Raw genomic sequence first — 23,770 nt, 5'->3', positions numbered from 1 at the left:
CCGGTTATCTAGCCCTATAAATGAAATGATGCAATCACATAACATTAATATATTGATAATCAATCATAAATTGTTTTAAACCCTGATCCACAAGTTTATTGGTTTTGTCGCTTCTGTCTGTTTTTATTAAGAATTTCATACAAAAATATACAGTTTATAAAAATCATGATGAAGTCATCAAAATTGAGCTATGCCTAACTGATGATTTTTAAATGTCCAAAATAATCAAAGCCCCGACTGGGGCTTTTTAAAGGTCTTTCATCTTTACAACTTTTCAACCAGAATACGGTCGATTTGCTTCAAGCCGGTATGCTTTTCATGATTCTTACGGCGAATCTTAATTACCTTGTCTTCCTGCAAGTCTTGCAGCATCAATTCAACCGCAACCATGGCATCAAGTTCAAGGTCTGCACCAATCCATTTCTGTTCACCAGCATCCATCAGGACAATTTCATCATTAATCTGATCATAAAGGCTCATATTTTCCTCACTTGGGGCAATCATGCACCCCGGGCTGAATACTGTATGAATGAATTAATTTTAAACCTGTAGCTTTAAATCATTCGTTACAAATCGTTATTTTGCAATAAAAAACGCCCCTTCTACTGGGGCGTCTTTTAACCGGCTAATCGAATTGATTAAGCGGTAATTTCTTTCACAGCTGCAACCACTGCTTCAGTGGTAATACCGAAGTATTGGAACAAATCTTTTGCAGGCGCAGATTCACCGTAAGTGGTCATCCCGATCACGCGACCATCCAGACCCACGAATTTCCACCAGTAATCCACATGCGCAGCTTCAACGGCTACACGCGCACGAATATGAGATGGAAGAACCGCTTCACGGTAAGCAGCATCCTGTTTCACAAACTCTTCAGCACATGGCATAGACACTACACGCACACCTTCAAGCTGCGCATAAGCTTCCATTGCCAATGAAACTTCAGAACCTGTGGCAATAATGATGGCTTTTAATTCACCTTTTTCTTCAGCCAGAACATAACCACCTTTAGCAACGTTCTCAATTTGCGCTTGAGTACGGGTCTGGAATGGCAAGTTTTGACGAGAGAAAATTAACGCGGTAGGACCTTCACTACGTAACAATGCAGATTTCCATGAAATAGAAGCTTCTACAGTGTCACATGGACGCCAGGTATTTAAGTTTGGCGTGCCACGTAAAGAGGCGATCTGTTCTACCGGTTGATGCGTAGGACCATCTTCACCCAGACCGATTGAGTCATGGGTATAAACGTGGATGACACGCTGTTTCATTAATGCAGACATACGTACTGCATTACGCGCATATTCCATGAACATCAGGAATGTTGCAACGTAAGGGATGAAACCGCCATGCAGTGCTACACCGTTGGCAATTGCAGTCATACCAAATTCACGTACGCCGTAGTGAACATAGTTACCCGCCGGATTGTCTTGTACGCCTTGCGCACCTTTCCAAAGCGTCAGGTTAGAACCTGCCAGGTCAGCAGAACCGCCCAGAACCTCTGGCAATAATGGTACAAGTGCCTGAAGTGCATTCTGGCTGGCTTTACGGGTTGCAATGGTTTCTGCTTTTGCATTCACTTCAGCAATATAAGCATCTGCTTTAGCGACGAAGTCAGCCGGTAATTCACCGCTTAAACGGCGTTTAAGTTCAGCTGCTTCAGTTGGGTATTTTGCGGCATATGCTGCAAAAGTTTCATTCCATGCAGATTCAGATTGAGCACCCTTGTCTTTGGCATCCCAAGCTGCATAAACGTCAGCAGGAATCACAAATGCTTCTTCTTTCCAGCCCAACGCTTCGCGAGTCAATGCGATTTCGTCGTTACCCAGTGGCGCACCGTGGCAATCTTCTTTACCTTGTTTGTTTGGTGAACCCAGACCAATAATCGTTTTACAGATAATGATGGTTGGCTTAGCCGTTTCAGCTTTTGCTTCTACAGTTGCCTGACGGATCGCATCGCTATCGTGGCCATCCACTTTAATCACTTGCCAGCCATAAGATAAGAAACGTTGTTCTGTATCGTCAGAGAACCAGCCTTCAACTTCACCGTCAATAGAAATGCCGTTGTCGTCATAGTAAGCAATTAACTTACCTAGACCCAAAGTACCCGCCAGTGAACATGCTTCATGTGAAACACCTTCCATCAAGCAGCCATCACCCAGGAAACAGTAAGTGAAATGGTCTACAACCTGGATGTCATCTTTGTTGAATTGAGCAGCCAAGGTTTTTTCAGCTAAAGCAAAACCAACCGCATTGGCAATACCCTGACCCAATGGACCAGTGGTGGTTTCAATCCCTGGTGCATAACCTAATTCTGGGTGACCCGGAGTTTTAGAATGTAACTGGCGGAAAGATTTTAAATCTTCGATAGAAAGATCATAACCGGTCAAATGCAATAGCGCATATTGCAACATAGAACCATGGCCATTAGACAATACAAAACGGTCACGATTTGCCCATTGCGGGTTTTGCGGGTTGTGATTTAAAAATTCACGCCAAACCACGTCAGCGATGTCTGCCATCCCCATCGGAGCACCTGGATGTCCTGAATTTGCTTTTTGCACAGCATCCATTGCCAATACACGAATTGCGTTTGCAATACGACGTTCGTTAAGCGGGGTTGTCATAGGTCAGAGTCCAACTAAATCGTTTAAAGAAGATGATGAATAGGAAAATTCAAAGCTGGCTATATTGTCTTAAAAAAACAGTAAGGGGTAAAGCCTAATAGCCAACATTTCGGCATTTATTCACCTCGGGACATATTTTAATGCAGGCAAAACTCAATTTCACATCATTTGCAGGGACTTGGCACATAGGTAAATGCCTTGACCTATTGAGTTTAAAACTTATATATGACATTTGAACGAACAGTCCGCTGCCTTTTAGCAAGTGGATATATCATTCAAGACCTCTATCATTCATAAAATCATTTTCATTTGCTAATGATTTGATAGATTTCCAATACAGAATCAAAGCAGCTCAATTTTAGTTTCGCGAGAATGATGAATAAATATGCAAAAACCCAAAAAACTGAATTAAATTCAGCTCAAATAAAACTGACTGAAAAATTTAACCCCTGTTCATGGTTTCTTTTTACTGGATGGCTTTTATTCAAACTCTTCCCAGCAAGCTGGATCAAGTCTAAATCCCAGCCAAGGAAATAAATATAAACAACTAATATTTATCATCTTTTTAAATAATAAAGCTCTTTTATTATTCTCCATGAGAGTTTTTCAATTCAAAACAGTCTCACATTTGAATTCCTGATTAAATATTTGCTCAACAAAATTCATGAAGGTTAAATGCCAATTTTCAAACTCAATTTCACTGGCTTATCAGTTTTTTAGATGCCCATATCAATTAAAAAGTCATTGAATTGAAATAAATTCATCCATTTTTATCGTCTAGAACTGGTCCAAAAGTCCAACTCGATGTAACATATTGCGTCTTTTGAATTATTAACTGTGATAGGACTTATGCGCGAGTACGCTGTATTTACCTCGGAATCTGTAAGCGAAGGCCATCCGGATAAAATGGCTGACCAAATCAGTGACGCTATTTTGGATGCAATCTTAAAAGAAGACCCATATGCACGGGTTGCTTGTGAAACGCTTGTAAAAACGGGTGCGGTAGTACTTGCCGGTGAAATCACAACAACAGCGAATGTTGACTTCGAAGCGATTGTACGTCAAACCGTAAATGGCATTGGTTACCACCATTCTGACCTCGGTTTCGATGGTTCAACCTGTGCGGTAATCAACATGATTGGTAAGCAGTCTCCTGAAATTGCTCAGGGTGTAGACCGCCAAAAACCTGAAGATCAGGGTGCCGGCGACCAGGGCTTGATGTTCGGTTATGCCAGCCGTGAAACTGACGTGTTAATGCCAGCTCCAATTTCATATGCACACCGCTTGATGGAAAAACAAGCTGAGTTACGTCGCAATGGTTCTCTACCATGGTTACGTCCGGATGCGAAAAGTCAGGTGACTTTTGCCTATGAAAATGGCCTGCCAGTTCGTCTGGATGCCGTGGTACTTTCTACCCAACATGATCCTGAAATTTCACAAGCCAATCTTAAAGAAGCTGTGATTGAAGAAATCGTGAAAAAAATCATTCCTGCAGAAATGTTCCATGCAGACACCAAATTCCATATAAACCCGACCGGGATGTTTGTGATTGGCGGTCCTGTGGGTGACTGTGGTTTAACTGGCCGTAAAATCATTGTCGATACTTACGGCGGTATGGCTCGTCACGGCGGCGGTGCGTTCTCTGGTAAAGATCCATCAAAAGTTGACCGTTCAGCAGCTTATGCAGGTCGTTATGTAGCAAAAAACATCGTTGCTGCTGGACTTGCTGATAAATGTGAAATCCAGGTGTCTTATGCAATCGGTGTTGCTGAGCCAACTTCTATTTCAATCAATACATTTAATACTGCAAAAGTGCCTGAAGAATTCATTATTCAATTGGTTCGTGAGCACTTTGACTTGCGCCCATATGGCATTACCCGCATGTTGAACCTGATTCAACCGATGTACAAGCAAACTGCTGCTTATGGTCACTTTGGCCGTCAAGGTTCAGACACTGCATTTACCTGGGAAAAAACTGATAAAGTGGAAGCGCTTAAAGCCTCTGCCGGACTGTAATTTTTCCATCAAAAAGCCCACATTTTTGTGGGCTTTTTTATTTCTGCTTTAAAATAATATACAAAAGCTTAAAATGTTATGATCAATCATCTTTTTATGGCATAGGGTAAAAACATGGCCGTTATTCTTCAAGTTGACTTCCCTTCTCAAGGTCCATTTGGGGCAGAAATGAGTCAAGCCTATCAGCAACTTGCCGAAAGTATTAATCAGGAAGATGGCTTGCTATGGAAAATATGGACAGAAAATAGTGCCAATCAGGAAGCAGGCGGCATCTATTTCTTTGACAGCCAAGCCAATGCAGAAAAATACTTACACATGCACACTGCACGTCTGCAAAGTTTTGGCATCGAACATATTCGTGGAAAAATCTTTGAAGTGAACCAGGCTCTATCTGCCATCAATCACGCAGACTTTTTAAATATCTAAAAATTGATCCTCACAAAAATCCTGATCGTCAACAATCAGGATTTTTTTCAATGCTTCAAACCGAAGTCTATGATTGTCTGGAACTAATCACTTCGAGTACTGAGGGTTGCACCGGAACGTCTTGATGATCCTGTAAATAAACATGGACAATCTTAAAAAGAATTACGGCTGCCAGGCAGGTTAAAATACAAAAAATCCAGAAACCATAAGGACTTTTAATATTGTGTGAACCGCAATTTGTGCATTCTTTTTCGGTTGATTCCACAACCTTGTTACAACAAGCACAATGATATTGATATAACATAGGTATGCTCCTATCACTTTCTACTGTTTTTGTTTTTATTTTTTCCACTCTTGGCACTGATGGACTGGAGTCTCAATAAAATATTAAGCCAGTCTTTTGGGTAATACAAGCCTATTGAGTCACATGTAAAGCCCTCTAAGCAAAAACATCATCAAAATCAAAATAAATTATTAATTTTTATATAAAATTTTAAAAATTCAAAATAAAGAGTGATGATTTATCATACTCATACATCACCTTTTAATCTTGATATTTTTATCTCCACATGCTGGCTCATATTTTTAGTAAAATAGCAGTAAATGACTAGGAGGATAGTATGGTTCAACTGATTAAAAAAGGCGGCTTACGCGAACGTGCCAACCGTAGTCGTAGTTATAAAGGTTCAGAAAATACAGAAACAACCTTAAAACCTAACCGTTATGTACAGCCACAAAAACATGAGCAAGCCATATCCCCTGCTCCCTCATCTATTCCTGCGACTGAAGATATCAGTACAGAGCATTAAAGCATGGTCAATGCGTCATACCATAACCAGATGGCAAAAATCAGGAATAATCCGCCCGAGATCACATCAATATAACTGCCCGAACGCTGATAGGCCATTTTAATTTTTGGCATGGATAAAATTAGCATGAGCAGAGCAAAGACCAAAAAGGTTTGTAGGGGAATAATGATGGCCAGCTGTGTTTTTAAATGGTTTGAAGCGGAAGAACTTAAGGCCAGAGAAAAGACACTACTAAAATAAATCAGCGTTTTGGGATTGGAGAGATTGGTCCATAATCCCGATAAAAAATAATTTTGCGTATCTGCTGTCGCAACCTGTTGACCATCCGTCTCTATACTGGTTTGCTGTTTCAAGGTTTTTAAACCGCCATTCAACATGGCCCAGCCCATCCGCGCCAAAAACAGCCCACCAACCAGCATCAAAATCTGTTGTATCCATGGAAACTGTTCAACCAGTACAGTGAAACCCAGTAAAGTCAGCACCACCCAAACCAGAATACCCGCAGAAATACCCAGAATAATCTTTAATGTATTTGCTCTTGAGGTCGATGCCGAACTTCTGGCAATCAATAGAACATCCGGTCCCGGGCTAAGCTGCGCAACAAAATGCAGTGCACAAATGGTTAAAAGCAGTGACATAGAAGTAGAGGAGATTTTTTAAAACCGTATTATATCGCCTGTTCAATTTTTTGCATGATTGCAGCTTTAAATAATTTAGATAAAAATCTAGAACATAAAAAAGCCGAATCCTCTTGATTCGGCTTAAAAATATCATTTAAAAAATTATTTTTTCACATCTTTCATTTCAATTTTTTTCGCTTCGGGTGTCACTTCACGCGCTTCACCATCAATAATGCTGGAATCGCGACGCTGTGAACCGCCCTGTTGCATGTCTTGCATTTGACGCATTAAATCGGCAAATGGATTCTGACCCTGAGCATCACCACCCATGCCATTCATATTGCCCATCATGCCACCCATCATTTTATCCATCATGGCTTGCTGACGTTTGGCCATGGTTTTCATCATGACATTTTTAAATGCATTCTGAACGCCCGGAATCAAAATCAGTAATGCCAAAACATCGGTTATTAAACCTGGAATCAGTAGGAAAAAACCGGCCAGAATTTTAGGCAGATTATTGGTCAATGCAGGGTCGCCACTCATTTGCCCCATTTGCATCTGCTGCATTTGCGGCATTAAACCCGCTGAATATTTACGAATCAGGTTCATACCGATAAAAAAGGCTGCAACAAACCAGAAAAACACGTACCACATGCTGCCGACGAGGTCGCCCACGCCAATCCAGACAAAGACTTCCAGGATTAAGCCAACCAGTACAATAAGAAATAATTTCATGAAAATTAATCTAATCTCAACAAAATGAATAAGGTGTAGTCATTTACGGCTTAATCACCATCAAGCTTTTTTGCTACGCTTATGTAACAATATGGGCATTATTTTATTTTTAAAGGCTTTGCATGTCATTAATTATCGGTATTGACCCCGGTTCACGTTTAACAGGTTATGGCATCGTCGAAAAAGATGGGCAGAAACTGACTTTTGTAGATGCAGGAACCATTCGTACCGAAACTCCGGAAATGCCTGAGCGTTTAAAACGGATTTTTGCAGGTGTGGAACGGATTGTTAAATTTCATGGCCCTACTGAAGCCGCAGTCGAACAGGTGTTTATGGCACAAAACCCGGACTCTGCTTTAAAACTCGGTCAGGCCCGTGGTGCAGCCATTGCGGCTTTGGTCAATCTGGATTTGCAGGTTGCTGAATATACGGCCCGCCAAATCAAGCAATCGGTCGTGGGTTATGGGGCAGCGGATAAAGAACAGGTACAGATGATGGTGATGCGGATTTTAAATTTAAGCATTAAACCACAGCAGGATGCTGCCGATGCACTGGCCGCAGCCATTTGCCATGCACATGCGTCAGGCAGCATGAGTAAAATGGCGGTACTGAATGCCTTAGGGGGCATGGCCCGTGGTCGTAGCCGATATAGTGTTCGCAGACGCTAAGTTCATTCATGAAAGATATGGCGCAAAATCCTGACGCATTTCCCGGACTGAGGGTTGCTTGCTATAGGTAAAAGTGATTCTCCGCCCAAAGTTCCTGAAGTTCTTTTTCTGGCTCGGATCAATTCGGATCAACACCAGCTCATCCAGTTCGTTACGATGGTTAATTTCACAAATTATAATGGTTTGATTCTTTTCAATGACCTTATATTTGTTGAATTCTTTTTGCACAATGTCTTTAAATGACCTGCTCGCTGAACCTGTATCAGCGCGCTGCGTATAAATAACGATGAATATACATACGATCACGACTATAGCCACCACCAGATATTTATCCATCTTTCCCTCTTAGATCATTATTCTCATTACGTTTTCATTGAATACAATATTTTAAAATCTTTCAGATTCGAATCTGGCTGAACTGGTGTTTGAATAATATGGGAAACTTCTGCCCGATAAGGCCCTGCCCAACTTCGCTGCACAAGTTCCTGAATAGTCAGTTCATCACCGACAAGCATGGCCTCCACTTCACCCGTGGGCAAATTTTTCACATAACCTTTCAGTTTTAATTCCTGGGCCTGCTGTTCAAACCAGCGACGATAACCGACACCTTGAACCTTGCCCTGAATAATGAGTTTGATCGCCTGATTCATTTGTGACTTCCCTGATTCACCACATGATAAATTGCTGCATGCATATGATGGGCCTGCAAACCGCGCATGCCTTGTTTCGCTAGCCAGTCTCCCGCCAAAGCATGCAAGCTTACAATTTCATGCAGCTGGATTTTCCCGGTAAACTGGGCTTTTAAGCTGGCAGTCATACCGGCCAATACATCCCCCATACCGCCAGTTCCCATGCCTGCATTACCGGCGGTACAAATCCACAGCTGATCTTGCAGAATCAGACTGCCTGAACCTTTCAACACCCATTGTCCGGCATATTTTTCCTGAAGTTGATGAATGGCGGCTATCCGGTCGCTTTCAACTTCTTTGACCGAGCAAGCTAACAATTTTGCTGCTTCACCCGGATGTGGTGTGGCATAAGTATCCGATTTTAATGCTTCTGGATGCTCGGCTAGAAACCACAGTGCATCTGCATCCAGCACGACCTGTAAATGATCGGCGGCATTGATTTTAGGGAACCATTTAAAATATTGCTGTTCCGACCAGCTGTCACGGCCAAGTCCCATCCCGAAACTCACCGCATCAACATGATCTAAAAGTTGCTGAATTTCGACTTTAGTCAAGGCATTGATATCACGCAGCATGATATTCGGTGCACGGGCCAAAATCGCGGTGTGATGTTTTTCATGGCAGACAATGGTGACTTTGCCTGCACCCGCACTAAAGGCCGATTCTGCCGCCATCATCACTGCGCCGCCCATATTTTCATGACCACCCACCACCAGCACATGGCCATAACTGCCTTTATGACCAAAAGCCTCACGCTGTGGCAGAGAAATAGACCTTGGCGAAAGCTGGGCAATCGGCTGTAATTCAGCATCGGCAGGAATGAGGGAAATCACCTCCACCTGTCCGGCAAACTCTTTGCCTTGACCGGTAAAAAGTCCTGCCTTTAAGCCTAGCGCGGTATAGGTATAATCTGCCTTAATGGCACAAGGTAAAGGCTGACCGCTATTGGCGTGTAAGCCGCTTGGAATATCAATGGCGATTTTCAGACCTTTTTGAACATTAATTCCTTGAATGATCTGTTGCCAGTCTGCACCCAGCTCACGGTTTAAACCAATACCAAACAGTGCATCAATATAAGCGTCATATTTTTTTTGAAATGCAAACCCTGCATAGATGTTGATTTCAGCATCTACTGTCTCCTGATAGGCAGTGTGCAAATCTTTGGATGCACCCAATTCAGCTGCGTAAATCTCGACATCAAAACCGTATTGTTTTAGATATTTAGCCGTGAGATATCCATCTCCGGCATTATTGCCCTGCCCACAGCAAACTGCGATATTTTGTATATTCTGTTGCTGAAAAACAGGAACTAAGCGCCGTGCAATGCTCCAGGCCACTTGCTGCATGAGGCCATAAGAACTGTTTTGCCGGGCAAACCAGCGTTGCTCCCAGGCTTGAATACTTTGGCTATGATAAACAGGGCTATGGTAAACTTGCTGAGGCATTGTTTTTCCTTTTTTATATCATTATGGCTTCTTCCACAGCATCACAAAAAATTCCTTTAGATCAAACCGATCCTGAAGCGCTGAAGGCGTGGATTAAAGCCCAGGCATTGCAATTAGGCTTTAGTGATTGTGTCATTGCCAAACCGGATGCTCAAGAAGAATTGCCACGTTTTCAGGAATATTTAAAACGTGGCTACCACGGTGACATGAAATTTCTGCAAGAAAATCTAGAAAAACGTGCCGACCCGACTTTGCTGGTTCCGGGGACCAAAAGCATCATCTGTGTACGCATGAATTATCTGGTCGAAACACCTAAACCGCGTTATGTACCGGATGAACCGAATGCCGCCATCATTGCGCGTTATGCCCGTGGCCGTGATTACCACAAAACCATGCGCGGTCGCTTAAAGACTCTCGCCACGAAAATCCGGGAAAAGGTGGGAGATTTTGAATCCCGTCCCTTTGCGGATTCTGCCCCAATCTTTGAAAAGTCCTTGGCTGAAAATGCCGGCATGGGCTGGACCGGAAAACATACCCTGCTCATTCATAAAAAATCAGGTTCATTCTTTGTTCTGGGCGAGCTATTTACCTCGCTGGATTTGCCCTTTGATGGTCCAAGCAGCAAGCACTGCGGCTCGTGTACAGCGTGTATTGATATTTGTCCAACCCAGGCGATTGTTGAGCCCTACATGCTGGATGCACGTAAATGTATTGCCTATCTGACCATTGAATATCAAGGCATCATTCCTGAAGAATTGCGCCGCGGGATTGGCAACCGTGTATTCGGCTGTGATGATTGCCAGCTGATTTGTCCCTGGAACAGTTTTGCCAAGAAAGCCACAATTGAAGATTTTAATCCGCGGCATGGTCTGGATCAGGTGAGTTTACTGGACTTATGGCATTGGGATGAACAGACTTTTTTAGCCCATACCGAAGGTAGTCCACTACGGCGTACCGGTTACCAAAGCTTTATGCGTAATATTGCCATTGGTTTGGGTAATGCGCCTTTTTCCCGTGAAATTATGAAAACTTTAAAGCAAACTCGCGACCAGCATGATGAGATTGTGCAAGTCCATATTGACTGGGCAATTCAAGAACAGCGGGCCAAATCTAGTTCAATAATGAACCAGAATTAACAGCTGTCATTCCAGTTTTTTAATTTCAAGATACTGACAAAGTTTTGCCCTAATAAAAAACATAAACTCCAGATCAGGACAAACTTATAAAAATAATAAAAAAACTTTGCAGTGATATTTACATTAAACTGGTTCAGTTTGCGACTAAATATAAAATCTTACAATAAGCATAAATTTTAAAAACCCAGTGTGAGATACTCTTATTTTTGGTCGTTTATGCCTTTGGATTTGCCATAAATTATGTATGATAAACGCAATAATGAAGATGATTATGGAATTTCACTAATGAATGTACGTAATGACTGGACACGAGAAGAAATTCAGGATTTATATAACCGGCCTTTTTTAGATCTGGTTTTTGAAGCACAGCGCATTCATCGTGAACATTTTGCTGCAAATACCATTCAGGTCAGCACCCTGCTTTCAATCAAAACAGGTAAATGTCCGGAAGACTGTAAGTATTGTTCACAATCTGCACATTACGATTCAAAACTGGAAGCCGAAAAACGTATTGCCGTGGACAAAGTAATTCAGGAAGCCAAAGAAGCGCTTGCTTCTGGCTCATCACGTTTCTGCATGGGAGCCGCGTGGCGCAATCCGCATGAACGCGATATGCCCTATGTGCTGGAAATGGTAAGAGAAGTCAAGTCACTAGGTCTGGAAACCTGCATGACTTTAGGCATGCTTAATCAGTCGCAAGCAGAACGTTTAAAAGATGCCGGTCTCGATTACTACAACCACAATCTGGATACCTCACGCGAATATTATTCCAATGTGATCAGTACCCGTACCTTTGATGACCGTTTAAATACACTGGACTTTGTCCGTCAGGCCGGCATGAAAGTCTGTAGTGGCGGTATTGTCGGCTTGGGTGAAAGCAGTCAGGACCGTATTGGTTTGTTACATGAGTTAGCCACATTAGCGATTCACCCTGAATCGGTACCCATCAATATGTTGGTGCCTATTGAAGGTACGCCACTGGCTGATGTGGAAAAACTGGATGTCACTGAATGGATTCGTACCATTGCAGTTGCCCGCATTATTATGCCGAAGAGCTATATCCGCCTGTCTGCGGGTCGTGAATCCTTATCTGATTCTGATCAGGCACTGGCTTTTATGGCGGGTGCCAACTCGCTTTTCTCTGGTGAAAAACTTTTGACAACCCCGAATGCCGGTGAAGGCAAGGACAGACAGTTATTTAGCAAGTTAGGTTTAATCGCAGAAAAAGCCAAGCCAACAGTCAAAGAACTCTCCGTCGATGCCATGGCCAGTTAAACTGAGTAAATTAAAAAAAAGCCCACTTGGGCTTTTTTTATTTACTTTTTTATTTAGCTAGAGGTAAGCAAAAGGCCATAACGTGCATTTAAATAATTTCCCCTACGGATAATGTCTGCCCCATTGGCATGGTAAACCACCAACTCCTGAGTAAAAGTGTCATAACTGAACGAATCAAAACAGTCCTGATGATGACTTAACCAGACCAAAGTGTCTGCCAATTGATCAGTAACAATGTAAGTATCTGCGGTAAAATCAATGCTCATGACTACAATTTCAAATAGCTTTAAATTGGTAGTTTAATCTTTTTTTCAATTTTTTCTAAGCATTAAAAAGTGAGCCTGAAGCTCACTTTTTAATGTTCCCCATAGTTTCATTTAAAGCGGTTTATTCACTCCACACTTTCTGCATTCCTTATGATGTTCCCCTATCTCTTCCATGTGTTCATACTCATACACATGTAAGCAAAATAATTTCATAAGTAATTGAAGCATCTTCCCAACTCCCTTCTGATTGTTTTTAAAATTTAAATTTTTTAAAAATACATTTCATCCCGAAATATCAATGTGATTAAAAAAACATCACAATTTATTTATTACCATATTTTTATGAAAATTCAAATAACTTAACTCATAATTTTTCAATAAAATTACACAATAAACTTCATCTTAATGACTTAAAAAAGTAAGGCTGTTTTTAAAAAGTATGTGGCTATTTATGTTCAACGTCATTCACTTAAGATATATCCAGAGTCGGTATCATGACCGATTGTACAAAAAGAGAAGCTCTACACGGTTAGACATAACCCTATTAAAAAAATAGTTTTCCGAGAAAGCCGGGTATTTATTTCTACTTTTTACTATTTTCAAGAGGCAGCTTATTTTGCTTCTATTTTGATAGGCAATAAAAAAGCCCAATACTGAATTGGGCTTATTCTTTACTCTTCAATTTCGATGGGATCTCCATCTTCAGGACGAATATGGCACGTTCCATCATCTGCCGGGTCAACACTTGAACCATCTTTAGTAATGGTGTTGTACATTTCATCCTCTTTCTTATCATTGATAAATTCTTCATCTTCAAGATCTAGAGGCTCATCATCATCTTCGAAATCCAAGGGCTTTTCTTCATCTATCATGGCGATCCATCACTTATTTAACCAGGATGACTTCATATTCAAACATTCGATAACCTTATTCAATAGTGGCTTTGTTGCAGAAACCCATGACCACGGATTTATGCAGGCCTATAATCTGGCAATGAGTAAACCCACCACTAAAATCTATCAAACAGGCAATTGGTCTTTTTACAACCAAGCCTTGATTAATCGAGGAAATATAACGCTTTGGTTTGATGACAACCTATTCGATCAGATTTTTGAAGTGGAATATATTGATTCAGTCTATATCGATGGGCTTTTGATACATAACAATGCCGTCAGACAGTTTCAAAATGACAAGTGCATGCACCTGTTCCACCTAGGAAAAATACTAAGCCCTGGAACAACTCAAGGACAAGTTCCTGTGGGCGAAATGAATCGCTGAAGACAATAAAGCATTTAGATTGGACAATATGGAAAAAATGGTCGGGTTACCATCGTCGAAGTCTGGTAGAAACCAAGATGCCCAGCGTCAAATTATCAGCAATAAATTGTCAGCAAAACATTTTTCAAGTCAGGAAATCCATGCACGTGTGGCAGTACTCAATAAATTTACTGAATGAGGCAGACCACCTACCCGAGTTGTATCTTAAATTTGGATGGTTTGAGAAAAGTTCAGCTTTTGAATATTTGTGCAAAAAATCCAACTTATATTTTTTAATATAGAATTTTATGACCCTCTATATTTTACCTTAATTTTTATTATTAATCTTAACCTTAAAAGAGACTTAGTGTCCTCAGCAAGCTTGAAAAAAAACTGAAATTAGGGCAAATTACACGCAACTCAAGAAAGTTTCAAAAAATATACAAATAAACACATTATGAATAAAGAATCTTTTGTTTTTTGCTTAGGAATAATCTCAGGTATTTTATCAATAGGATGTTCTAATCAAGTATATGCTGATGATTTATCAGGCTTATTTAGCAAAGCAAAAAAGTTTTCACCCCATCTTCCACTCGCCCATAGTCAACAAGAAATAGCCAGGCAAAAAATTAATCAAGCTAAAGCAGCCCATGAACCCAAAATAAACTTTAGCGCACAGGAAAAGAAAGGAATAAGTGCACGCAGTGCTGGGGAAGAAATCGATTATCGGTTACGAAATTATGCGATCCAGATGTCATTTCCAATTATTAACAACTCTATACAAGAAGACATTTCCTCTGCAGAAATAGCTGAAAAAGTTGCTTTGATACAATCTCAAGTGACCTATGATGAACTGTTATTAAATATTGTTGATCAATATTTCAAGATATTAAATCTGGATTCAAAATATCAGTTAATGCAGCAACAAAAAAAATTGATTGATGAACAAAAAAGAATGGCGATTGCTAATTTTAATCAAGGTATGGTTTCAATTACCGATTTAAAAGAAGCCGAAGCCAAACTTACAACTCTACATAGTCAAAAACAAAGCCTGTATCTGGAAATTGCTCGAGAAAAAAATATTTTGTCGCAGTTCATCGGGAGCAATGATTTCACAATTCAGCAGATCCAAAGTTCTATTGCAGTACTTCCCATTTTATCCATATCGGATCAAGATTTTTTATCTCGGCTCTTGCTAAAGAACAATAAGCAAATCCAAATATCGGAACTCAATTTAGAAGCAACAAAAATAGAGCTAAAACAAGCAAAAGCTGCCAGATATCCAAACCTGAATTTTTCAGCAAAACTTAGCCGGAATTTTGAATCTCAAGATACGGCTTTTTCAAATAAACAGGATGGCTGGGACTATTTATACGGGTTTGAATTGAATGTTCCCATGTATAACTCCGGAACCCATTTTAAGATTAAAGAGAAACAGGCTTCTGTTGATAAAAGTAAGCATGAATTAAATTTAGCCATTCAAAAACAACAAAGCCAAATGCTTGAAAGTTTTTATACCACGCTTTCATCCATCTCGAAAGCCAGTGGCATGAAGGAAGCGGAATCGTCATTATTGATGGCATGGCAATCCAATAAACGGGCCTATGAAGTAGGTATGCGAGTGAATGCAGATGTACTGGAAGCACAATCAAAATACTTTGAAATAAAACAAGAAAGAATAAGTGCATGGTATGAAGCCTGGCAAAATTACATTAAATGTAAAATCATACTCGGCACTTTCACGGATGAAGATTTATTGAATATAGATCAAATTTTTTATGTAAAAAACTAATAAATTAAACGTATATGACAGACAATAAAATGCTAGAGCAAACCATAAAAATGCCCGAACCGATTCAGCACTGGCTGAATAACCTGAAGCAACTGAATATTAATGTCATGGATGTTTGCTTTGAAAATTTTTTAAGTTTTGGAACTCAGCCATTTAAAGAAATTCCAATGGAAGAATGGAACAGCATCAAAACCATGCTGTCTCAGGAAAAGCCAATTCATCTTCAAAGTCGAAATTCAGGTTACTTGCTGGGCTATCTACTGAACCAGCAAGAGTCTTTATCCTGTTTTGGTCTTTATCTGGCGCCTCCCATTAATGAATCTACCTTAGAAATCATTCGTACCAGTCTGGGTTGGGTATTTTATCAACATCAGAACCAGCAATTGCGTCAGGGCTGGAATTCGGAACAGCTGCTTGAAATTTTTGCACACGTTATAAATCAATCAGAATTTCGAATTGCGGCACAAGAATGGATTAACCAAACCACGACCTTTATTCGGAACCAATTTTCAGAATATGAAAATATTCAATTGAACTATTTTTATGTTCAACCGGCAGATCATGTCGAATGGCTGGTGTCGTCAGATTTGTCCTGGACCGAAAAAGGTTCTGCCGATATGCAAAAAATGAAAGAAATCGCCCTGCAGGCAGTGATGCTGCAGCATGAAATTAATGAGCCGTTCTGGTGGGCATATCCTGTCTTTAACCATGGGGTTGTACAGGCTGTGCTGGTGGCGAAAGACCGAAAATTTGAACAGACATCCGATCATACAGCGCTCACCATGTATTTGCAGAATAATGTTGATTTAATGCAGCCCTTATTATCTTTATGGAAAAATGCGGAACAAGGTCTGGTTCAACACGGTATTCGTACGGGTCGTAATTTTTTTGGCAAATATACTCAACAAGGTAATTATGCCTGGAAAATCATCACCCTGTTGCTTGGAATTTTTCTGCTCGGAATTACCCTGATTCCTGTCGATAAACTGGTTACTTCAAAATTGAATGTTGAAGGAAAAACCAGATGGATTATCGCAGCTCCGATGCAAGGATTTATTACACAAGTTCTGGTCCGTCCCGGAGATAAAGTCACAGCGAACCAGACCTTAATTAAACTTGATGATACAGACTTAAAGATTCAACTGGCGGAACAACAGAGTTTACTCGATCAGGCACAGCATCAATTTCGTGTGGCGATGGCTGAACAGAATCTGACCGATAGCGGTCTTGCTGCCAATCAGATAAGACAGCAAGAGACAAAGATACAAACCATTCAAAGAAAATTAATACAGACCCATGTTGTCTCTCCCTTGCATGGAACCGTGATTGATGGTGACTGGGTACAGCAAACAGGAACACCTATAGAAACAGGAAAAGAGCTGTTTCAAATCGCATCGCAGGATGCTTATAAGGTTATCCTTCATGTTGCGGATCAAGACATTCATCTGGTTAAAACCGGGCAGAACGGTGTTTTAAAACTCACCAGCTTTCCTGATCAAACTTTTAAATTCAAAATTACACGAATTATGCCAGTTGCTACCGTGCAGAATAATATTAATGGATTCAGGGTTGAAGCAGCCTGGCAAAACTCTCCCCCTGCCCTGACTCCAGGTATGCAAGGTGTGGGAAAAATCACCGTGGGTCAAACCAATCTGCTATTCCGCTGGTCAAGAGATTTTATCAACTGGATGAAACTCAAGATCTGGTCTACCTGGTAAGCATATGCAAAGCCTGTTTTCTGAACATTGGCATGTCGTTCGCCATCTAAGACCTCAGCTACGTCAGAATGTAGAAGTATTACCACGTATCCTGCGCGGGAAATCATGGTTCCTGCTGTTTGAGCCGATGTCACAACGCTTTGTTCGGGTAAATCCTGAAACCTGGTACGTCATTACTTTGTTGAACGGCCAATTGAATGTTGAACAAATATGGGATAAGGCGGCAGAGCATATTGAACAGCAAAATGTTCAGTTTAATCAGCAACACAGAGCCATCAGCCAAAATGAATTGGTTCAATTACTCAGCCAACTGTACAATAACGACCTACTGCAGACTGAAGTTTCATTTGATGCAGAGGAAATGTCCAAACGTTATAAAAAACATAAATTTAATAAACTCAAACAGTCTTTTCTGAATCCAATCAGTCTCAAAGTTCCGCTCATTTATCCGGATGTCTTTTTCAGTCAATGCAAAAAACTTTCTCAAGCTATATTTAATGTGTGGGGAGTGATGTTATGGCTACTCATTGTTATTCCAGCATTATTGTTGTTGGCAGAAAACTGGCAAAGTTTAAGCAGTAATTTATCAGACCGGGTTCTCTCAACCAGTAACCTTTTTATCCTTTGGCTGACCTATCCCATTGTTAAAATTATTCACGAATTTGCACATGGTCTTGCCATAAAAGCATGGAATGGAAATGTCAGGGAAATGGGATTGATGTTTATTCTTTTTATTCCTATTCCCTATGTAGATGCTTCTTCTTCTAACCATTTTGTTTCCAAGTGGCAAAGAATTGCGGTTTCGGTTGCTGGCATCATGACGGAATTGTTACTTGGTGCCCTTACAATCTACCTATGGGTTTCAACCGAAACAGGACTCATCCATGCCTTTGCCTATAATGTCATCTTCATCGCCGTCGTTTCTACGGTACTGGTCAATGGTAATCCATTGATGCGCTATGATGGCTATTACATTCTTTCAGACCTGCTGGAAATTCCAAATCTTGCAGGCCGGGCAACCAAATACTGGGTTTACCTTTCAGACAAATATCTGTTTGGAGCCAATACCGCCCAGCCCCCCTTTGCCTCCGAGAAGGAACGGTTCTGGCTCATCGTGTACGGATTTTTCTCTCCCCTGTACCGTATTAGCATTATGCTGGGTTTGATCTGGTTTGTGGCACAAAAATATTTCATGTTTGGTGTCTTGCTTGCCATTATTTCTGCATTTATGACCATTGTCATGCCTATCTACAAAGGCATTAAGCATATTTATCAGGGGGCAAGTTTGTCTAAATATCGCGACCAGGCCATTCAGCGTTTTCATTGGATCATGCTAGCCCTTATTTTTATCCTCTGCATTTTGCCATTTCCTTATTACACTACCCAGCAGGCCGTGGTCTGGTTACCCGAGGAATCCATGATCCGGGCCATGGAATCAGGTAGTTTAAAAACCATTCATTTAAAAAATAACCAAATTGAGAAAAATCAAATTCTTTTTACCCTGGAAAATGCTGAACTCACCGAAAAATATCACTTGCAAAAATTACAGGTTGAAGAAGCGGATTACAAAATCAGGCAGGCTTCTCTTGACGATATCGAGTTACGTGAAAAACTGGAATTACAAAAACACGGTCTCGATCAGCAGCTTCTGCAATATAAACTGAAAGTTAATCAACTAGATATACATAGCCCGATTGCCGGACAGTGGTTTGCTAAAGACCATATTGAACTTGATCATAGATTTTATAAGCGTGGTGATATTATCGGTTATGTGATAGACCAGCCCGCTCAACTGATTCGTAGTGCCGTCATCCAGCAAGATTATGAATTAATACAGAATAGACTGAAAGGCATTGAAATTCGTTTTAAAAACCATTTTGATACTATTTACACAGGACAGATTGTTAGAAGTACTCCTCAAACCCAGAAGAAACTTTTCTCCTCGGCCCTGGGCAGCCAGGCTGGTGGCAGCATTACGGTAGACCCGACAGACCAGGAAGGTGCTTCTGCCTTACAGAATTATTTTGATCTGGATATTCAGTTATCCAAACCCATCGATTCGAATGTGTTTGGAGATATTGCTTATGTTCGGTTTGACTTGGGCTATTCACCTTTAGCATTGCAATGGATCAGAAAATTGCGTCAGTTATTCCTGGAGCAATTCTATGTCTAACCTGAGCGTGATTAAAAATCTGTCCTTACAGCCTTTTTATTTGTCTTATGTTTCCAGAGAAGAGCAAAAAGATCAGGAATTACATAAATTTGAGATTTTTTTCGCAAATTTGATGGGTTGGATCCCTGCAAAAAAAATTTCACGGAAAGTCATCCAGCAATTTTCAGAAAAAATTGCCCTCCATAAAGCTGCGCTTAGCCAACTGGATCATCAGCAACTGGTCAAAACTTTTAATGAGGCTTTGAGCATACTCTTAAAAGTCAAAGCGAGCTATGATAATGTCGCTATTGCCTTTGCCTGTATAGGGGAAGCTATTTCAAGGGTCTTTAATATATATCCCCACCCTGTACAGTTTATGGGCGCTTATATTCTGCTAACTGGTCGGCTCGCTGAAATGCCTACTGGAGAGGGTAAAACGCTGGTTGCCGGCATAGCAGCAATCTTTATGGCTGCAACAGGAAATTATGTCCATGTTCTCACCACCAATGCTTACCTTGCACAGCGTGATGAAGAAGAATTACGGCCTTTATTTGAATTTTTTCATCTAAGTAGCGGTTCAATTAACAGTGAAATGGAAATTCCTGAACGCAAGCAGAATTACCAGCAACAGATTTGTTATGTCTCTGCCAATGAAATTGTATTTGATTACCTGAAAGATCATATTTCCGGCAAAGGCACCCAGCCCCGTCAAATTGAAAATCTACGAAGTTTGAGTTTTGGACAGTCTGTTGCAGAAGAAATGATCATACCTGCCCTGCATTTTTGTATCGTCGATGAAGCAGATAGTGTATTTATTGATGAAGCCCAAACACCTATGGTGATTTCACAGGAGGCTGAAGGCTTGATCGAACCGGCAATAATTCACTGGGCTATTGCACAAGCAAGAGAGCTACATCCCAATATTGATTTTGAAATCCGGGAGGCGGAACACCACATCCATATTGAACATATCCCTGCACAAAAGCAGCTTGCCTTACCTGATGACATTCGCCCGATCTGGTACAATCATGCCTGGAAAATGCTTCTTGTTCAGCAGGCATTGACGGCATTACATCTTTATCATAAAGACCAGCACTATATTATTCAGGACAATAAAATAAAGATTGTCGATGAAAGTACGGGCCGAATCATGGCGGATCGGTCATGGGAACAAGGACTCCATCAACTGATTGAAGCCAAAGAAGGGGTTGAACTCTCTAAAGGACGAGATACGCTGGCAAAAATGACCTTTCAACGTTTTTTTAGACGATATTTGCTTTTGTCTGGCTTAACAGGAACGGGGCTTGAAGTGTCCAGGGAACTCTGGATGATCTACCGTTTAAAAGTCTGTCAGATTCCCCCCAATATTCCCTCAAAACGACAGCAATATAAACACCGCTATTTCAAAACCAATGAGCAGAAATATAAAGCCATCGCCAGTCATGCTCAGGCTGTCGCCAATCAAAATCGTGCTGTATTGATTGGAACCCGAAGCATCGAAGCATCGGAATCCATTGCTGAAGCACTCACCCACCTAGATATTGAACATATTGTTCTTAATGCCCGTCAAGATGCTCAGGAAGCTTCTATTATTGCTGAAGCTGGCCATAGCGGGAAAATTACTGTAGCGACCAATATGGCAGGTCGCGGTACAGACATCAAACTGCGCCCAGAAACCAAACAGGCCGGTGGCTTGCATGTCATTCTGACTGAATTCCACGAGTCAGCCCGGATTGACCGGCAACTTTATGGACGGGCCGGACGTCAGGGCGATCAAGGCTCTTGTGTAGCCTACGTATCTGGCACTGATGATTTATTACAGCAAAATGCAAGATGGTTTGTCTGGTTGTTAAATATTATTCCTATTATTTTCATACAGCATTATTTACTCACTGTTGCAGTGAAACACATGCAGAAAAAATGTCAGAAACGCGCTTACCGTAACCGGATAGCCATGTTTAAACAGGATAAAAAACTCAATTCACAAATTGGTTTTGCGGGGAAAATCTACTAAATGAAATATACACTACTCTTACTCGCAGGCATCAGCTGCCCTATTTTTGCAAATACGGTGAATTTCGCCTGCATGGTTCAACCTGCACAGATTGTAGAAATCAGAAGTCCGGTTACGGGAACCTTACAACAATTACATGTCAAGGCAGGAAGCCCGATTAAAAAGGGACAAGTACTTGCCCAAATAGAAGCAAACGTTGAAAAATCAGCGACTCAAACGGCTTATTACCGTACACAAGTAAAGGGGAATCTGGCTACTGCGCAGGCTAAAATTACTCATGCAGCCAAAAAAGCTGAGCGTATGAAGCAACTAAGTGCTGAAAATTTTGTATCCAAACAGGCCTATGATGATGCAATGAATGAGTTAAATCAGGCTCGGGCTGAACTTCAAGTTGCAAAAGAAAATTTAAAACAGGCAGAATTTGAATATAAACAAAGTCAGGCAGACTTAAATCGCAGAAAAATTTATAGCCCGTTTAACGGAGTGGTCATGCAGCAGTATATTTATGCCGGTAGCATGGTCGGACCGACTGAAGGGAAAAACCCTATTCTAAAAATCGCCCAGACCGATCTATTTAAAATTAATGCTATCATTCCTTTAAAATATTTTCGCTCAATTAAAAAAGGACAAGTTGTCAAAATTGTACCTGAAGCACCATTCGACAAGTTAATAGCTACTGTAAAGCTTGACCATGTTGATCAGGTCATCGATGCCAGTTCTGGAACATTCAGTGCAGGTGCTACGATTAAAAGTAATTCAGTAAAGTTTCCAAGTGGAATACGCTGTAAGATGTACCTATAAAGTACATCTTACACACATGACTAGTTATTCTTTTTTTTGATAGGGAGCTAATGCAGTGCCTGCTTCTCTAACTAAATCCATCAATAGATTATATTCTTTATAACTGTCATTTAGATATTCAAGTTCAGAATCTCTTTTTTCATTACTCAGAATGTTTTGATGAAATTGATAACGTTCTTCTAGATAGTCTTTGTCTAATCCTAAAGCAATGATCATGAGTTCCTGGGACCAATGCATTTGCACTAAAATATTATCTATAACATCTCCATAAGCCCATGCCTGTAGACTTTGCAAATTTCCATTTGAAAAGTATTTATGTAAAAACCTCACAAATTTGTCAAATTCCTGAAAAAACTTTTTAACCCCATAAGTACTTTCCCATTTACAACGAATAAAATCAAAATTTAGAGCATATGTGCCATGCGATTCTCTTGTTGTGTCTCGAATATCTGGTATATCGATTCTAAATTTGAGTTTCTTTCCAAACTTTTCTTTTAACTCAGGTGTTAAAAAGTGATTAGTCAAATCAAACTTAAAATCTACATTGGGCGACATCGTAAAACTAAATAGAATAAAATGTAGTTGATAAGAAATATTATTACATTCTTTAAAAAATGAGAAAAAACGACAAGGACTGTCTATTGCTGTTTTTGCATCAGGCTCACACATTCTAGGTTCTATAAAATCATAGCTATTATAAAAAGTATGTAATTCATAATTTTTTAGAATAGGATGATATGAACACCATAACTGAAATAATTCCTCTGCTTTTTTTATATTTCGCGGTGCTTCAATATTATCCAAATCAAAGCTTTGCTGTTCAGAACTTAAAGGCTTTAAATAAGTCTTTAGAACTTGAGCCACTGCATCATCTGGAACCTGTAAAACGCTGAATCCCCATACTGCAAAGCGCGGTTCATAAAAACCTACTCCTGTTTCCTGAACAGCTTCATAAAATACCCGATACAGTGCATCGCCCTGAGCAATATGGTCAAAATTATCCAGCTCTAGAACCGCACAAGGGTCGGCTAAAAGGGCTTGTTGTAAGCTTACACACCATTGTTTGGTTTCTTCTGTAAAATAATCACTATAAGCATCATCAGTCACTTTATTGAGCATAAATTCAGCCCAATCTCTAATCTTTTTTCCCTTAGGCGATGTATTTCTATGCTTTTGGTAAAGCTCATAGGCTGTACGTTCAGATTCATTTAAATCTGGAAATTTGCCTGTAACTTCAGGTTCCCATAAATAGACTGCACCTAATGACATTTTATTTTCTCTTAATAATTTAAATATTTAAAAATAAGAGATATCCATCCAT

Annotated in this window: 22 protein-coding genes and 1 pseudogene; 12 read left to right on the top strand and 11 right to left on the bottom strand. The window is 40.4% G+C overall.

Going from position 1 to position 23,770, the window contains the following annotated elements; all coding sequences use genetic code 11:
- Nucleotides 1-264 precede the first annotated feature (264 nt).
- Nucleotides 265-480: a hypothetical protein gene (locus tag H4I94_RS00135; protein ID WP_086195075.1), complete on the bottom strand. Its 216-nt coding sequence runs from the start codon at nt 478-480 to the stop codon at nt 265-267.
- Between the two features lie 158 nt (nt 481-638).
- A complete protein-coding gene (gene tkt / locus H4I94_RS00130; protein WP_261180882.1) occupies nt 639-2,627 on the bottom strand; it encodes a transketolase in 1,989 nt (662 codons plus the stop codon).
- A gap of 849 nt (nt 2,628-3,476) precedes the next feature.
- On the opposite strand from tkt, the gene metK reads away from it, so the two are divergent.
- Nucleotides 3,477-4,643 carry a methionine adenosyltransferase gene (gene metK / locus H4I94_RS00125; protein WP_092819326.1) on the top strand — a complete coding sequence of 389 codons (1,167 nt, stop codon included), beginning with the start codon at nt 3,477-3,479 and terminating at the stop codon, nt 4,641-4,643.
- Between the two features lie 114 nt (nt 4,644-4,757).
- Nucleotides 4,758-5,069 (top strand): monooxygenase, encoded by a 312-nt coding sequence (locus H4I94_RS00120; protein ID WP_261180880.1) that lies wholly within the window; start codon nt 4,758-4,760, stop codon nt 5,067-5,069.
- A gap of 67 nt (nt 5,070-5,136) precedes the next feature.
- Here H4I94_RS00120 and H4I94_RS00115 read toward each other — a convergent pair whose 3' ends face one another.
- Nucleotides 5,137-5,373: a hypothetical protein gene (locus tag H4I94_RS00115; RefSeq protein WP_261180879.1), complete on the bottom strand. Its 237-nt coding sequence runs from the start codon at nt 5,371-5,373 to the stop codon at nt 5,137-5,139.
- A 316-nt stretch (nt 5,374-5,689) separates the two neighbouring features.
- On the opposite strand from H4I94_RS00115, the gene H4I94_RS00110 reads away from it, so the two are divergent.
- Nucleotides 5,690-5,878: a hypothetical protein gene (locus H4I94_RS00110; RefSeq protein ID WP_261180878.1), complete on the top strand. Its 189-nt coding sequence runs from the start codon at nt 5,690-5,692 to the stop codon at nt 5,876-5,878.
- Here H4I94_RS00110 and H4I94_RS00105 read toward each other — a convergent pair.
- Both H4I94_RS00105 and H4I94_RS00100 read right to left on the bottom strand, forming a co-directional pair.
- Complete coding sequence (locus tag H4I94_RS00105; protein ID WP_261180877.1) at nt 5,875-6,516, bottom strand: LysE family transporter; 642 nt, start codon at nt 6,514-6,516, stop codon at nt 5,875-5,877. The two genes, H4I94_RS00110 and H4I94_RS00105, sit on opposite strands and share 4 nt — an antisense overlap.
- A gap of 144 nt (nt 6,517-6,660) precedes the next feature.
- Complete coding sequence (locus H4I94_RS00100; protein ID WP_261180876.1) at nt 6,661-7,236, bottom strand: FxsA family protein; 576 nt, start codon at nt 7,234-7,236, stop codon at nt 6,661-6,663.
- 122 nt (nt 7,237-7,358) lie between these two features.
- Between H4I94_RS00100 and ruvC the strand changes: the two genes are divergently transcribed.
- Nucleotides 7,359-7,904, top strand: coding sequence for a crossover junction endodeoxyribonuclease RuvC (ruvC, locus tag H4I94_RS00095; RefSeq protein WP_261180875.1), 546 nt, complete (start codon nt 7,359-7,361; stop codon nt 7,902-7,904).
- 6 nt (nt 7,905-7,910) lie between these two features.
- Here ruvC and H4I94_RS00090 read toward each other — a convergent pair whose 3' ends face one another.
- Genes H4I94_RS00090 through H4I94_RS00080 form a run of 3 tightly spaced genes read right to left on the bottom strand, consistent with a single transcriptional unit; the run spans nt 7,911 to nt 10,038 of the window.
- Nucleotides 7,911-8,240: a hypothetical protein gene (locus tag H4I94_RS00090; RefSeq protein WP_261180874.1), complete on the bottom strand. Its 330-nt coding sequence runs from the start codon at nt 8,238-8,240 to the stop codon at nt 7,911-7,913.
- Between the two features lie 26 nt (nt 8,241-8,266).
- On the bottom strand, nt 8,267-8,554 hold the full coding sequence (locus tag H4I94_RS00085) for an acylphosphatase (RefSeq protein WP_261180873.1): 288 nt from the start codon (nt 8,552-8,554) through the stop codon (nt 8,267-8,269).
- Nucleotides 8,551-10,038 carry an NAD(P)H-hydrate dehydratase gene (locus H4I94_RS00080; protein ID WP_261180872.1) on the bottom strand — a complete coding sequence of 496 codons (1,488 nt, stop codon included), beginning with the start codon at nt 10,036-10,038 and terminating at the stop codon, nt 8,551-8,553. Before H4I94_RS00080 ends, H4I94_RS00085 begins: the two co-directional genes overlap by 4 nt.
- A 23-nt stretch (nt 10,039-10,061) precedes the next feature.
- On the opposite strand from H4I94_RS00080, the gene queG reads away from it, so the two are divergent.
- Entirely contained in the window at nt 10,062-11,174 is a 1,113-nt protein-coding gene (queG, locus tag H4I94_RS00075) for a tRNA epoxyqueuosine(34) reductase QueG (protein ID WP_180176761.1), read from the top strand.
- A 285-nt stretch (nt 11,175-11,459) separates the two neighbouring features.
- Complete coding sequence (bioB, locus tag H4I94_RS00070) at nt 11,460-12,449, top strand: biotin synthase BioB (RefSeq protein WP_092819500.1); 990 nt, start codon at nt 11,460-11,462, stop codon at nt 12,447-12,449.
- Nucleotides 12,450-12,502: 53 nt separating this feature from the next.
- On the opposite strand, the gene H4I94_RS00065 is transcribed toward bioB, so the two are convergent.
- Together H4I94_RS00065 and H4I94_RS00060 are read right to left on the bottom strand one after the other, a co-directional pair.
- Entirely contained in the window at nt 12,503-12,715 is a 213-nt protein-coding gene (locus H4I94_RS00065; RefSeq protein WP_261180870.1) for a hypothetical protein, read from the bottom strand.
- Nucleotides 12,716-13,386: 671 nt separating this feature from the next.
- Nucleotides 13,387-13,587 carry a hypothetical protein gene (locus tag H4I94_RS00060; protein WP_261180868.1) on the bottom strand — a complete coding sequence of 67 codons (201 nt, stop codon included), beginning with the start codon at nt 13,585-13,587 and terminating at the stop codon, nt 13,387-13,389.
- Between the two features lie 220 nt (nt 13,588-13,807).
- On the opposite strand from H4I94_RS00060, the pseudogene H4I94_RS00055 reads away from it, so the two are divergent.
- The 6 genes and pseudogenes from H4I94_RS00055 to H4I94_RS00030 form a co-directional block, all read left to right on the top strand.
- Nucleotides 13,808-14,171 (top strand): annotated as a pseudogene (locus H4I94_RS00055) (transposase); the annotation flags it as partial.
- A gap of 258 nt (nt 14,172-14,429) precedes the next feature.
- Nucleotides 14,430-15,764 carry a TolC family protein gene (locus tag H4I94_RS00050; RefSeq protein ID WP_261180867.1) on the top strand — a complete coding sequence of 445 codons (1,335 nt, stop codon included), beginning with the start codon at nt 14,430-14,432 and terminating at the stop codon, nt 15,762-15,764.
- A gap of 50 nt (nt 15,765-15,814) precedes the next feature.
- Nucleotides 15,815-17,482: an efflux RND transporter periplasmic adaptor subunit gene (locus H4I94_RS00045; RefSeq protein WP_261180866.1), complete on the top strand. Its 1,668-nt coding sequence runs from the start codon at nt 15,815-15,817 to the stop codon at nt 17,480-17,482.
- A gap of 4 nt (nt 17,483-17,486) precedes the next feature.
- Complete coding sequence (locus tag H4I94_RS00040; protein ID WP_261180865.1) at nt 17,487-19,655, top strand: hypothetical protein; 2,169 nt, start codon at nt 17,487-17,489, stop codon at nt 19,653-19,655.
- The gene (locus tag H4I94_RS00035; RefSeq protein WP_261180864.1) at nt 19,648-21,648 is read left to right on the top strand and encodes a hypothetical protein; all 2,001 of its coding nucleotides are present in this window, start codon (nt 19,648-19,650) and stop codon (nt 21,646-21,648) included. Before H4I94_RS00040 ends, H4I94_RS00035 begins: the two co-directional genes overlap by 8 nt.
- On the top strand, nt 21,649-22,449 hold the full coding sequence (locus H4I94_RS00030; protein ID WP_261180863.1) for an efflux RND transporter periplasmic adaptor subunit: 801 nt from the start codon (nt 21,649-21,651) through the stop codon (nt 22,447-22,449).
- 24 nt (nt 22,450-22,473) lie between these two features.
- On the opposite strand, the gene H4I94_RS00025 is transcribed toward H4I94_RS00030, so the two are convergent.
- Complete coding sequence (locus H4I94_RS00025; protein ID WP_261180862.1) at nt 22,474-23,718, bottom strand: hypothetical protein; 1,245 nt, start codon at nt 23,716-23,718, stop codon at nt 22,474-22,476.
- Nucleotides 23,719-23,770: the final 52 nt, after the last annotated feature.

Source organism: Acinetobacter sp. T_3_1, assembly GCF_025377055.1.
GTDB classification, from domain to species: domain Bacteria; phylum Pseudomonadota; class Gammaproteobacteria; order Pseudomonadales; family Moraxellaceae; genus Acinetobacter; species Acinetobacter kookii.
Note: the sequence above shows the minus strand (reverse complement) of the source record. Positions and strands in the feature narration are given on the sequence as shown.